The sequence below is a fragment of the Fibrella aquatilis genome, assembly GCF_017353255.1.
GTDB classification, from domain to species: Bacteria; Bacteroidota; Bacteroidia; order Cytophagales; family Spirosomataceae; genus Fibrella; species Fibrella aquatilis.
On the sequence record NZ_JAFMYU010000020.1, the window covers coordinates 81,448 to 93,918 of the forward strand.

The following is a 12,471-nucleotide window of genomic DNA, read 5'->3' on the forward strand; positions in this document are numbered from 1 at the left end:
TGTCGTCCGTAATCGGACAGCCGCCGTTCGGGGGCGGACACGCTTATTGCTGGTTGATGGATACGCTGCCCGCCGTGGCCGACAGCACTACGGGAATTCCGCCGCCGTTGGTTTTGCCCACAATCCGGTCGCGCTCGGCCGAGCCGCTGAAGTTGTTTAGGGGCGCACTCACTCGGCTACCGCTCAGGTCGAGGCTCATACCTTTGTCCATGGGCATCTGTACCCGCACACTCCCCGCCGACGTTTCCAGTTTTACGTATTTGTCTACGCGGGTGAAGTTCACCTCTACGCTGCCTGCGCTGGTTTCGGCCTCGATGCTCCCGGCCATATCACGAATATGAATACCCCCGCCCGACGTACTGGCGTTCAGCTCGCCGTCGATGCGGTCGCCGTTGATGCTTCCACCCGACGTTTCTACGTTGATCATGCCGTTGAGGTTGCTGATGCGGATGCCCCCGCCAGAGGTGTGCATCTTCAGGTTGCCGCTGGAGTTGCTGGCGTCGATACTACCGCCCGACGTTTCAACCACCACGCGGTCGCGGCATTCGGTGAGCTTGATCCCCCCGCCAGAGGTATTTCCCTCAATATCGCCTTTCAGGTCGACCAGCGTAATGCCGCCCCCCGACGTTTCGAACCGCTGCTTGCCCGTCAGGTGGCTCATCTTAATGCCCCCGCCCGACGTGCTAATGTTGGTGGCCATGTTGCGGGGTGTAGTGAATTTGAAGCTAATGCTCAGTCCCCGTTTCCAGTTCCAGTTGAACGAACCACGCTGCTTAGCCACCGCCACCACCGTGCTTCCCTCCTGCCGGATATAGATTTCGTAGTCTTTCAGGCGGTCTTCAATCTCGTCTTTGCTCAGGTTACCGTTGCCATTGTTGCCGCGAATAAACATCTCAACCTTCACACCCGGCCCCGCACCACCTTCTACGGTAAGTCCCCCGCCCGATGTCTGCGCCCGCACCAGGTTGATGCCGGTAAACGACAGTGTCTTGTAGGGTGTATCGTCGTTTTCGTCCAGCGAAACCGTATATGCAGCACCGGCGGTGTGTTTATGGGTTGTTGGCGTGGCGGCAGCAACCACCTGGCCAGCAACCAACAAAATGGGCATGAATCGGGTAAACAAGGTTATGTTCATGATCGGGGCAGTTTAACGTGAATTAGTAGTATAGATGCCAAAGCAACGCAACACGTTGCATAGACCTAGTCGAGACGAATAAAATACCTGTATCAATTCAGGTGCCATGCCGTTAATCGTTTAACTGTCAGTTATTTATAATAGAAATATCTGTACGATTTCGGACAATCCTGTTCAACTCTGGACAGTGAGCGCCGTTTTTGTTGCGGTTACAGACAAAAACGAACCATATTAGTCAAGCATAGTCTATTTTATGAGTATACTTAAAAATAAATTAAGTGAGTAGACTAAGTACCCCTATTAAATAAATAGTCATTCATTCGTCTTAACTTTAGCGCATTCTCCGTAACGATAATCTACTAGTTGAGATGAAGAAAGTTTACCGTACCATCGCCCTGATGGGCTTAATGTTTTCATGCGCTGCCCCCCTGTTGGCCCAGCCGGCAGGTCAGGCCACAGTAACCCCGCCACGGACCGATTCAACAACTAATCGCCAGGGTCTACGCGTTGGCTTGAACCTGGGGCTTACCCAACTCTACGGCGATTTATCGACCCCTAACCTAAGCTTCGGTGCCGGGCTGAACGTTAGCTACCCGCTTGGGTCGGTGGTGGCCGTAACACTCCTTGCTGACCTTGGCTCATTGAGCGCGCAACAGGCCGACTATTACAACTCAAAAGCAACAGCCTCTTACGTTCAGGGGGCGCTTGGTGGCGCCTTCAACCTGACGCGGCTGTTCAAGGGCAAGCCCAAACCGGTACTTACCAGCCCAACTAACGGGCAGCTAGCCCCTGACAACTTCAGTGGCCACGCTACCACCCAACCCGCCAGGGGAAACCTGGAATTTTATATTGGCCTGGGCCTGATTGCGTTCGATGCCAGCGCCAGTTCGCTTACTACGGGCAAGTTGCAGCGTTACACCAATGGCACCGGTAGCCATCATACAGAATCGGATAATGTAACGGCCAAAGGCCCAGGCAATTTAGGGTTAACCCGCGAGCTTGTTGTTCCGCTAGGCCTTCGCTACAACCGGTCGCTGAACGCTACGCTCAGCCTTTACGCCGACCTGCGGTATAATTTCGTCGCCTCTGACAAGCTCGATGCTACCCGCGAGAACGACAATTCGACGATTGATACCCCTCAGGGCGGGGCTATTTTTGGTAAAGCCGTACTCAACACCAGCCGTGACAAATGGGCCTCGCTGTCAATCGGGTTGGCGTACCAATTCAAGCGCAAAGTCAGCGCCAACCGCATCCGGTCTACGGATTTTTGACATTTTCGCCGGAGATACTGGCGTAGTAACTGACTAATACTTAGCTGGTTTGTGGGCATTACACCCCACAGCCAGCTATTTTTTTGACCGCTTGTCTTGACAAATGCCTGTTCTTACCCTACTTTTGCATCACCAAATCGCTCAGGGCATCTGCCTGAAGGCGGTATATGCGAAAGTAGCTCAGCTGGTAGAGCGCGACCTTGCCAAGGTCGAGGTCGCGGGTTCGAACCCCGTCTTTCGCTCCACAATGAAGGCACCGCAACCAACGGTGCTTTTTTTGTACATGCCCGATTCGTCGGAATTGCCGGGATGGTGGAATTGGTAGACACGCCGGACTTAAAATCCTGTGGGCCACAAGCCCGTGCGGGTTCGACTCCCGCTCCTGGTACGGAATACAAAAGCACTGATTTTCAGTGCTTTTTGTGTTTTTAGTGCAGTCAAATAGACCCGCCCGTATGCGGAGGGCGGGTGTTTTTCGTTTGCTATATATGGCATTGTTCTTTTGGCATACCTGGTCGAAGTCAGACCGGATGGTGGTGATTAGTGGGCTGGCACTGCTGGTGCTCTGTACCCTTGGCTATACCTACGTGGCCTGGCAGGGGCTGGAAAACGTGGTATCCTGGAATGTGCTGGGTGAACTGGTCAGCCTGCCCGGTACGCTCTACAGCTTCACCGACGGGTTGCTTACCTACCCCATTACTGGCCGTATTCAAACCGTTACGAACCAATTTGCGGTGTCGCCCATGCTGGTACATCCGGGCATGGCTACGCTCTCGGTGGGCCTGCTGTGCGCGGCACTCACCTACGCGCTGGCCGCTATCTGTCGCCTACCCGCCCTGCGCTATCGGGTTGCCATGGCCCTGTTTGTGCTGCTGCTGGCCGTATGCCGGTTCGAGGTGCTGGGCCTGCCCGGTGGTGGGCGGTGGCCGTTTCTGGTGATGACGCTGCTGTTTGGTGGCGTCAGCTATTACTTCCACGCTTTCCAGACCGCCACCCGGTTGCTTACCCGGCTCCTGGTATTTGGCGGGCTGTTTGCTCTGGCGGCGCTAGGCATTGGCCTGGGGGCTTCGGTGGTGCATCCGGCGCAGTTGCTGTTAAGCTACGCCCTGGCGGGGTTGGTCATTATCAGCGTACTCTTCATCGCCTACATCGCCATCGACATTGTGGGCGGACTAGTGTGGCTTACGAGCGTCAGTCGCCCCAATGGTCGGCCACTGGGCGCGGTTAACTTCATCTTTATCAGTGCCTTATACCTGCTCAACCTACTCCTGATCTGGCTGCGCAATACCAAATCTATCGACTGGGACGTGCTCACCATCAGCCCGTTTCTGATTCTGCTGGTGTCTATTGCCATGGGTTTCTGGGGCTTTCGGCACCTGACCGAACAGCGTAGTCTGCTTTCCTTCAAAGACGCCGGGGCCGGGCTGTATCTGGGCTTGTCGGCGATGACTATCCTGACGGTGGCCTATGGGTTTGCCACAGCCAACGACCCGCTGATCGAAGTGTTTGAAGACGCTATTGTCTACAGCCATTTTATCATGGGTTTCCTGATGGTGCTCTACGTACTAGTCAATTTTTTGCCCATTTATCAGCAGCAGCTACCGGTCTACCGGGTGTTGTATAAAGCACGGCTGGCCGATCTGCCCCTGTTTCGGCTGGCGGGGGTTATTGGCATCGTTGGCGTGAGCATGTCGACGGGGCATTTCACGGCGCGGCAGGGGTACGCGGCCTGTTTGGCGGCACTGGGCGATGCCTATCAGGCTGAGAACGAGGCTGATCTGGCCCAGACGTACTACCAGGAATCGGTGGCGCAGGAGTATCAGCAACACAAAGCCAATTACGCGCTGGCCTCTATCGCCATTAACCGCAACGACCCGGCCACAGCGGCGCTGTTCTTCTCGCAGGCACTGCTCAAGCAACCTTCGCCGCAGGCGTTCATTGGCCTCTACAGCACCTACCAGCAAACAAACCTGTTTTTCGACGCCGTTAAAACCCTGCAACGGGGCATCAATCGGTTTCCTGACAGCGGCGAACTGCGCACCAACCTGGGCTACCTCTACGGCAAAACCGCCCTGGCCGACTCGGCGTTTTATTACCTGAAATCGGCGGCCGACCTCACCCCCCGCGCCAATGTACCGCTGGCGAATATACTGGCCCTGTATGCCCGCAACCCGCAGATTCTGGCCAGCGACTCGACCCTGTTGGCGCAGGTGCCTGACAGTGATGACCCCACCCTGACGGCTAATGCCCTGGCCCTGCGCCTGCAACAACCCCGCACTACCACGGTCTCCAACCAACCCGCCTGGCTGACCAAAGCCCGGCCCAACGCCGCCCTTGGCGTGGGTGAGTTTGCCGGGTTGTATAATTACGCCCTGTTGGCCCCCCGCCCCGACACGCTGCTATGCAATACAATCCAACGGGCTGCTTTGAACCCGGTTAACCAGACCATCAGCGACGAACTGTCGCTGGCGGGTGCGCTGGCCACTTACAAAGCGCATCGGCATCATGAGGCGTTTGGCCAGCTCACGCAACTGATTACCAACGACGCCCGCACCGCCCCCACCTACCGCACCATGTTGGGCCTGCTGGAACTGGAACAGGGACTAAACAAACAGGCGGCGGCCACCTTTGCGCAAAACACCGACACCCTCTCGACCGGCTACCGGGCCGTGGCGCTAACCAAAACGGGCGATCTGGTGGCGGCACAACCGCTTTGGGAAACGGCCACCCGCCACGATGCTACCCTGCGCGATGTGCAGCAGGCCCTCTACACAGCCCCTGCCTCGGCTACAAGCGGCTCAGGCTGGACCGATTTGCAGAAAGCGTTCTACGTCAGCTATCGCTCCGACGATGACAACCGGGGCAAGGTATGGGAAACCATTCGCGATGCCAGTCTGAAGACGGTGGCCGGCGCCACCCTGATTACAGACTATCTGGCCACCCGGCAGTACTTCTACGCGCAGATGATCTTGAGCCAGATGGGCAAACCAGCGCAGTTAACGCCCTTCGCCCGGTCATTGGAAAACCTTTCAGCACTACGCATAACCGCGTTTCGGACGAAGGACAAGGCAACTGATTCATTAGCTAAGACATTCTTTGTTGATCAGCATCTGGCCGAAGTGTCGCTGTTGCGGGGGCAAGCATTGGCCCGCCAAAAACGTCCTGCCGAAGCCCGGCAAGCCTACCAGGACGCTCTGCAACGGGCACCGCTCAACGCGACTATAGTACAGGAGACAGCCACTTTTCTGCGCCAGCATAAGCAGGTAAAAGACGCGTATGCCGCCGTGTTGCCAGCCCTGGATTATAACGAAGCCGACCCCGAATTGCTAAAAACGTACGTGCTGCTTTGCCTCGACCAAAGCCTGACCGACTATGCCGACGATGGTCTTACGCGGCTTCAGGTGGCCACCTCTCCCGCCGACTATCAGGCGTTTGAACAGGCCTATCAGCAAAAACTAGCGGCCATCGAAAACGCCCGCACCACGTTCAGAAACTAGCGTAGCTTTGGTATCCTAAAACCACCCGTACAATGGCTACGAATCTTCATTGGGTAAAGCAAGCGTTTGAACGCGATGTGCACATCACCGAAAACGGCGTGGAAGTGGGTCAACTGCACAGGGCGCTGCTGGAGCGCGACGTAAATGCCTCGTTATATACTACACGACTGCGATTTGACGTAACAGGGTTTCTGATCAATACGGTTAATATTCACGACCTGGCCGCCGCAGACCGGATTGTTGGAACGATCAAATTCTACTTTGGCAAACGAGCCGAACTGACGCTGGACACTGGCACAGTATACACCTGGAAACGCCATAACATCCTGATGCGGCAGTGGAATATGATTCGGGAAGGAGCTACTGACACCGACGATAAAGAAGTGGTCAACTACAGCCTGACGCGGTTATTTTTTACCCAGGAAGGGGATATTCAAGCCGACTTACCTTCGCCTGAGGTCGACATTGTTATTCTGGCGGGCCTCTTCATACGCAATTATTTTCAACGCCGTCGGCGCACGGCCGCTGGGGCAGTTGCCTTTGGTGCTTAATCAAGACTGTCCCAACAATGACTATTATTGAAACCCGCGCCATCTCGAAACGTTACGTCATGGGCAGCGAAGTGGTCGATGCCCTAAAATCAATCACCATCAATATCCAGAAAGGTGAATACGTGGCCTTCATGGGTCCGTCAGGTTCGGGAAAATCCACGCTGATGAACATTGTAGGCTGTCTGGATTCGCCTACGTCGGGGAGCTATGTGCTCAATCATAAGGATGTGAGCAACATGGGTGAAAACGAACTGGCCGAGGTGCGCAACAAAGAAATCGGATTTGTTTTCCAAACGTTCAACCTGCTGCCCCGCCAAACTTCGCTCGACAATGTGGCGCTGCCGTTGATTTACGCTGGCTATAGCAAAGCCGACCGTACCGAAAAAGCCATGATGGCTATGAAAAACGTGGGCCTTGAAAACCGCGCCGGGCACCGCCCCAACGAACTAAGCGGCGGTCAGCGCCAACGTGTGGCCATTGCCCGTGCTCTGGTCAACGACCCCAGCATCCTCCTGGCCGACGAACCCACGGGTAACCTCGACACCAAGACATCCTACGAGATCATGGACCTCTTCGACCAGATCCATGCCAAGGGCAACACCGTGATCATGGTAACCCACGAAGAAGACATTGCCGAATACGCCCACCGCATTATCCGCCTACGCGATGGCCTGATCGAGACTGATCGCGCCAACGCCAACATCCGCAAGGCAAAGGCATTTATGGTGTAGAGCTAAAAGCGTAGGGCTTAAAGCCAAGAGATAAGAGCCAAGAAACAAGAAAAGGCTAACGCAAGATTTTACGTGCGTTAGCCTTTTCTTGTTTCTTGGCTCTTATCTCTTGGCTTTAAGCCCTACGCTCTATGGCCGCAAAGCTGAAGCCGAATTGCCGGGGGCGGCTGCGGGAGCCTGCGCCGGTGCCGGACGGGGGGCCTGCGCTGCACTTGGTGCAGGGCGAGTAGTAGCCCGCTCAATGTTGGCGCTGTTGATATTGGCCGTACCGTTCTTGTCGATTAGGGCGTATGAGGCCAGCACCAGCAACACAATGCCAATACCAAGGCCCCAAGTGATTTGCTCTACCACGTCGGTCGTTTTTTTAACGCCCATTAGTTGGTTCGAGCCAAGGCCACCCAGTTCGCCGGAGAGGCCGCCACCTTTTGAATTCTGAATCAGGACCACCAGAATCAACAGGACGGTCAGAATGCACGCAAATACAATAATGGACGTAACTAACATACAGTAGAGGTCGTAAAAGTCAGTGGTGATTTAGCGGTTCGTGACCGATTTCGAGTCGTTCAACTCGCCTATTTTGGCCGCAAAGTACGCGTTTTTCTCTGGGTTTTTCAAGGCCAGCTTTTCGTATATGGCTATGGCTTTATCATACTTACCCTGCCGGGCCAGAATTTTAGCAAAACTTTCGGTCACCATGCTCCCAGCGGGCAACGTTGGCTGACTCCGTTGTGTGAGGTCTTCCTGGTCGGTATGGTCTCCGAGTTTACCTCGAACGGGACCGATACGCGGCTCATTACGGATGAAGTTTTCGATGATCTCCAACTGACGGCGGCGTTCCAGATCCTGCGCTTGCTGAGGATGCTGGTCTTCGGGGACCGTCTGTTCGGCCAGTGCTAGGTCGGCCTGCAAGGCTTCTTCAGCCAGCGTAGCGTCGTCGACAGGTGGTTTGGTTTCGGTAAAGAGCCCCTCCGGGGCATTGAAGGCCAGGCGGGGCATAGTAATAAGCGGCATCGACACACCACCCGACGTGCCGGGTTTGCTGCGGTACAGGGCGTAGCTTTCGTGCTTATAGTCGTCGGGAATAGGCACCTGCCGCGAGGCCAGCTCGTTGAGCTTAAGCAACAGATTATCAGACCATTGAAACTCATTTTCGATCAGCTTACGCAGGGCATTGCGGCTTAGCGCATGGGCCGCCGCCCGGCGCAGCAGCGGCACGGTCTGCCCCTTCTGGTGCATAGATGAGGCCTTGGCCGTCAGCGTATACAACGCCTGACAGTAAGGGTATGTGGCCAGGCTCTCCTGCATTTGCTGGAGGTCGGCTACGGTCAGGTCGTTGGGGTGAGTGACCCAATACGAAAACGTTTCTTTGTCAAGAGGCTGCATACAATTCAAGGGTGGCGTCGGGGTACGAAAGTACTGATTTACGACTTACGATGTACGAATTACGATTGGTTGCTGACGCGCGGGTTTGCTCCCGCATAATTCTGCTCTGGCCGCACCGGAATGCCGGACCACGGCGGACCGGTGAGCAATAATCCGAAATCCCCAATCCAAAATCCTCCTACCAGTCTGCGGCGGTTTTGTTGAATACGTCGAGGATAATCTGGTCCAGAATTTTGGGTACCAGTCGGCTTTCGTTTTGGCTTAGGGTCTGGTTTTGCGGAAAATCCTGATAAAAGGAGAAGGGTTGCTCGAAGCTTTTGGTATCGTCTTTATTATTGGTGAACCGCACCTGCACCGTTATCTGCAACCGGTTAAGCCCCGCCTGATCGGTTGCCGTAGGGGCCACGGCCACCAGGTCATAGCCCGCAATGGCGCCTTCGAGCACCAGATCGCCGCCGCTGGGAATCACCTTCAGGTTAGTGTAACGCTGATAATACTCCTTCAGCCGCTCGGTCAGGTCGAGGGGCAGGTTGGCCGGACCGCCCGCCGTTTGCAGCGTGAAGTTGTTGATCGTCACCGTCTTTATAGTCGGCGAGAGCGTAGTTCCCGAAAAGGAATAGACACCGCAGGAAGAAATTAAGAATTGAGAATTAAGAATTAAGAATCCCCAAAACAGACGCCTCAGTGATATATGATTCTTAATTCTTAATCCCCAATTCTTAATTTCTTCTTTACTCTTCATCAATTTCATACTGTTTTATTTTTCGGTATAACGTGCGTTCGGAGATACCGAGTGCCTGGGCGGCGTATTTGCGTTTGTTGCTGTTGCGGCGCAGGGCTTTCACAATCATCTCTTTCTCTTTCTTCTCCAGCGACAGCGAGTCATCGTCTTCCGTTTCGTGGCTCACGTCTTCTACCGTCACGTCGTTAATGTCGCCATCGGTGTCGTCCATGATCTGCACCGCCGGGTGGCCAAAATCGGGTTCGTAGGCGGGCACGTCGCGGCCGGCCGTACCGTTGGGCAATAGCCGGGTATAGTTTGGCTCGGCGGGGTCGGGCGGGCCGGGGTAGCCGTTGTCGGCGGGAGTGGTCTCGAACAGATCGCGGTGTTTGTGTAGCAGTTGACTACCGTAGGCTTCGTTGCCCAGGGCTTCGCGCACCAGCTTTTTCAGGTCGTTCATGTCGCGGCGCATGTCGAACAGAACCTTATAGAGCAGTTCACGCTCTGAAAACGAATCGGTGGGGCCATTGCCACTAATAGCTGTCAGCGCCATCGAGCCAGCTTGCCGGTCCTGATTGCGGGGCAGGTATTTGGCCAGCGTTTCGCCGTCGATAGGCTTATTCTGTTCCGATTCGAGGATAGAGATTTGCTCGGCCAGGTTTTTCAACTGGCGGATATTGCCCGGAAACGGAAACGCCAGCAGCAACCGCCGGGCGTCGTCGGTGAGTTGAATGGGCTTGATCCGGTAGCGCTCGGCAAAGTCGGTGGTGAACTTGCGGAAGAGCAGGTCGATGTCGTTGCCGCGTTCGCGCAGAGGTGGCACAAAAATGGGCACCGTGTTGAGCCGGTAGTACAGGTCTTCGCGAAAACGGCCTTTTTCCACCGCCGCCAACAGGTTTACATTGGTGGCCGCCACCACGCGCACGTCGGTCTTTTGCACTTTCGACGACCCCACGCGGATGAATTCGCCGTTTTCAAGTACGCGCAGCAGCCGGGCCTGCGTACCCATGGGCATCTCGCCAATCTCGTCCAGAAAAATGGTGCCGCCGTTGGTGGTCTCGAAATAGCCTTTCCGCTGGTCTACAGCCCCCGTAAACGACCCTTTCTCGTGCCCGAACAGTTCCGAGTCGATGGTTCCTTCGGGAATAGCCCCGCAGTTGATGGCAATAAACTGCCCGTGTTTGCGGGCGCTGAGGCTGTGGATGATCTTGGAAAACGACTCTTTGCCACTGCCACTTTCGCCCGTGATGAGCACCGTCAGGTCGGTCGCCGCCACCTGCGTGGCCACGCTGATGGCGTAGTTGAGCGCCGGAGCGTTGCCAATAATCCCAAACCGCAGCTTAGCCGACTGTATTTCCTGTGTGTTCATAAGGGGAGAAAAAATGTACAATGCACAATGAATAATGAACAATGCGGTCCGACGGGTCGGCTTCGCCGGTCCGCCGCTCGCCGAATCGGTGCGGCTTTGAGTGTTCCAGCGCGAAGCCGACCCGTCGGACCGCATTGTTCATTATTCATTGTGCATTGTACATTAAACTACTTTTCCAATGAGCGTGGCCGATGAGCAGTCGGTGACGAGTACGTTGACGTAATCGCCTTTTTTATAGTTACCCCGGGGGAAGACCACGATTTTGTTCTGGTCATTCCGGCCCGATAAATCATCCTCTGACCGTTTCGAGAAGCCTTCCACCAGTACCCGCTGCACTTTGCCCAAGTGGCGTTGGTTACGCTCCAGCGACAGGTCGCGTTGCAGGGCTATGATCTCGTTAAGGCGGCGTTTTTTCACATCCTCCGGCACATCATCGGCGTATTTTTTGGCCGCCAGGGTGCCGGGGCGCTCCGAATAGGCAAACATATAGCCGTAGTCGAAGCGGGCGTATTCCATCAGCGACAGCGAATCTTGGTGTTCTTCTTCCGTCTCCGAGCAAAAGCCCGATATCATATCATGCGAGATACCACAGTCGTCGCCCAGAATAGCGCGGATGCGGTCTATCTTCTGGAGGTACCACTCGCGGGTGTAGGTCCGGTTCATCAGTTCCAAAATCCGGGTGTTGCCACTTTGGGCCGGCAGGTGGATGTAGTTGCAGATATTATCGAACCGGGCCATCGTATAGAGCACATCGTCAGTGATGTCTTTGGGGTGCGAGGTTGAAAAGCGCACCCGCAGGTCGGGATCGATACTCGCCACGCGGGCCAGGAGATCAGCAAACGTAACAGGCGAAGAGCCTGGAGCAGAAAGCACAGCGCTACTACTGCTACTACTGCTGTCCTCTACTCTTAGCTCTACGCTCTCCGCTCCTCGCCATTTATAGCTGTCCACATTCTGCCCCAGCAGGGTTACCTCGCGGTAGCCGTCGGCGAAGAGTTGTTCGGCTTCGCGCACGATGCTGTGGGGGTCGCGGCTGCGTTCGCGACCACGGGTGAAGGGCACCACGCAGAAGCTGCACATGTTGTCGCAGCCACGCATGATGGAAATAAAGGCCGTGACGCCGTTGGAACCCAGGCGAATCGGGGCAATGTCGGCGTAGGTTTCTTCACGGGAGAGAAAGACGTTAACGGCCTTTTGGCCCGTTTCGGCCTCTTCCACCAGCCGCGGCATGTCGCGGTAGGCATCGGGACCGGCCACGATATCAACGATCTGTTCTTCTTCTAACAGCTTAGTCTTGAGGCGTTCGGCCATACAGCCCAGTACGCCAACCACCAGTTCGGGTTTGCGTTTTTTGAAGGCCGTGAGATGCACCAACCGGTTGCGCACTTTTTGTTCGGCATTATCACGGATGGCACAGGTATTCAATAAGATAACGTCGGCTTCATCGGCCGTTGAGGTGGTAGCAAACCCGGCGTTGCGCATTACGGCCGCCACAATCTCCGAGTCGGAGAAGTTCATCTGGCAGCCGTAGCTCTCGATATAAAGCTTTTTTTTGCCAACAGCCAGCTCATCGACAGAGACGCGAGGTAGTTCGGCGGCAGCTTTATCGTCGGGCGAAAGGATAGTTAATTTAGCAAAGCGTTCCATCCAGCAAAGGTACGAATTTAAGAAGCCTAGTGCTGACAGTTTGTCAGGCTTAAATAATCGTAAAGCCCCTCGTTAGAATGTTTCTATTTATCTATAGATATAATATAGTAATATCGGTTACGACGTTTTTTTCATGTTTCTTCTTTTATGTGTTTGCACACAACGA

At 55.1% G+C, this 12,471-nt stretch carries 10 protein-coding genes and 2 tRNA genes; 6 read left to right on the forward strand and 6 right to left on the reverse strand.

The features are described from left to right. Positions 1–43: 43 nt before the first annotated feature. Positions 44–1,135, reverse strand: coding sequence for a DUF4097 family beta strand repeat-containing protein (locus J2I48_RS21115; RefSeq protein ID WP_207337492.1), 1,092 nt, complete (start codon positions 1,133–1,135; stop codon positions 44–46). A 368-nt stretch (positions 1,136–1,503) separates the two neighbouring features. On the opposite strand from J2I48_RS21115, the gene J2I48_RS21120 reads away from it, so the two are divergent. The 6 genes from J2I48_RS21120 to J2I48_RS21145 all read left to right on the forward strand — a co-directional run bounded on the left by J2I48_RS21120 (position 1,504) and on the right by J2I48_RS21145 (position 7,185). Further along, positions 1,504–2,406, forward strand: a complete 903-nt coding sequence (locus J2I48_RS21120; RefSeq protein WP_207337493.1) for a hypothetical protein — start codon at positions 1,504–1,506, stop codon at positions 2,404–2,406. Between the two features lie 169 nt (positions 2,407–2,575). After that, positions 2,576–2,651: transfer RNA gene (locus J2I48_RS21125), tRNA-Gly, on the forward strand. A gap of 58 nt (positions 2,652–2,709) precedes the next feature. Continuing rightward, positions 2,710–2,794, forward strand: a tRNA-Leu gene (locus tag J2I48_RS21130). 100 nt (positions 2,795–2,894) lie between these two features. Then, positions 2,895–5,903 carry a tetratricopeptide repeat protein gene (locus J2I48_RS21135; RefSeq protein WP_207337494.1) on the forward strand — a complete coding sequence of 1,003 codons (3,009 nt, stop codon included), beginning with the start codon at positions 2,895–2,897 and terminating at the stop codon, positions 5,901–5,903. A gap of 32 nt (positions 5,904–5,935) precedes the next feature. After that, positions 5,936–6,454 carry a hypothetical protein gene (locus tag J2I48_RS21140; protein WP_207337495.1) on the forward strand — a complete coding sequence of 173 codons (519 nt, stop codon included), beginning with the start codon at positions 5,936–5,938 and terminating at the stop codon, positions 6,452–6,454. A gap of 17 nt (positions 6,455–6,471) precedes the next feature. Next, positions 6,472–7,185 (forward strand): ABC transporter ATP-binding protein, encoded by a 714-nt coding sequence (locus tag J2I48_RS21145; protein ID WP_207337496.1) that lies wholly within the window; start codon positions 6,472–6,474, stop codon positions 7,183–7,185. 129 nt (positions 7,186–7,314) lie between these two features. Here the strand turns inward: J2I48_RS21145 and secG are convergent, their stop codons facing one another. The 5 genes from secG to J2I48_RS21170 form a co-directional block, all read right to left on the reverse strand. Next, positions 7,315–7,689, reverse strand: coding sequence for a preprotein translocase subunit SecG (gene secG / locus J2I48_RS21150; RefSeq protein ID WP_207337497.1), 375 nt, complete (start codon positions 7,687–7,689; stop codon positions 7,315–7,317). Between the two features lie 30 nt (positions 7,690–7,719). Next, positions 7,720–8,568 carry a DUF8458 domain-containing protein gene (locus J2I48_RS21155; RefSeq protein ID WP_207337498.1) on the reverse strand — a complete coding sequence of 283 codons (849 nt, stop codon included), beginning with the start codon at positions 8,566–8,568 and terminating at the stop codon, positions 7,720–7,722. Positions 8,569–8,746: 178 nt separating this feature from the next. Further along, on the reverse strand, positions 8,747–9,145 hold the full coding sequence (gene lptE / locus J2I48_RS21160; RefSeq protein ID WP_310587299.1) for an LPS assembly lipoprotein LptE: 399 nt from the start codon (positions 9,143–9,145) through the stop codon (positions 8,747–8,749). A 154-nt stretch (positions 9,146–9,299) separates the two neighbouring features. Continuing rightward, positions 9,300–10,658 (reverse strand): sigma-54 interaction domain-containing protein, encoded by a 1,359-nt coding sequence (locus J2I48_RS21165; protein ID WP_207337499.1) that lies wholly within the window; start codon positions 10,656–10,658, stop codon positions 9,300–9,302. A gap of 162 nt (positions 10,659–10,820) precedes the next feature. After that, entirely contained in the window at positions 10,821–12,305 is a 1,485-nt protein-coding gene (locus J2I48_RS21170) for a MiaB/RimO family radical SAM methylthiotransferase (RefSeq protein ID WP_207337500.1), read from the reverse strand. Positions 12,306–12,471: the final 166 nt, after the last annotated feature.

Coding starts and splice junctions, on each gene's coding strand:
- J2I48_RS21115 (WP_207337492.1), bottom strand. CDS start 1,135: ATGAACATAACCTTGTTTACCCGATTCATGCCCATTTTGTTGGTTGCT.
- J2I48_RS21120 (WP_207337493.1), top strand. CDS start 1,504: ATGAAGAAAGTTTACCGTACCATCGCCCTGATGGGCTTAATGTTTTCA.
- J2I48_RS21135 (WP_207337494.1), top strand. CDS start 2,895: ATGGCATTGTTCTTTTGGCATACCTGGTCGAAGTCAGACCGGATGGTG.
- J2I48_RS21140 (WP_207337495.1), top strand. CDS start 5,936: ATGGCTACGAATCTTCATTGGGTAAAGCAAGCGTTTGAACGCGATGTG.
- J2I48_RS21145 (WP_207337496.1), top strand. CDS start 6,472: ATGACTATTATTGAAACCCGCGCCATCTCGAAACGTTACGTCATGGGC.
- secG (WP_207337497.1), bottom strand. CDS start 7,689: ATGTTAGTTACGTCCATTATTGTATTTGCGTGCATTCTGACCGTCCTG.
- J2I48_RS21155 (WP_207337498.1), bottom strand. CDS start 8,568: ATGCAGCCTCTTGACAAAGAAACGTTTTCGTATTGGGTCACTCACCCC.
- J2I48_RS21165 (WP_207337499.1), bottom strand. CDS start 10,658: ATGAACACACAGGAAATACAGTCGGCTAAGCTGCGGTTTGGGATTATT.
- J2I48_RS21170 (WP_207337500.1), bottom strand. CDS start 12,305: ATGGAACGCTTTGCTAAATTAACTATCCTTTCGCCCGACGATAAAGCT.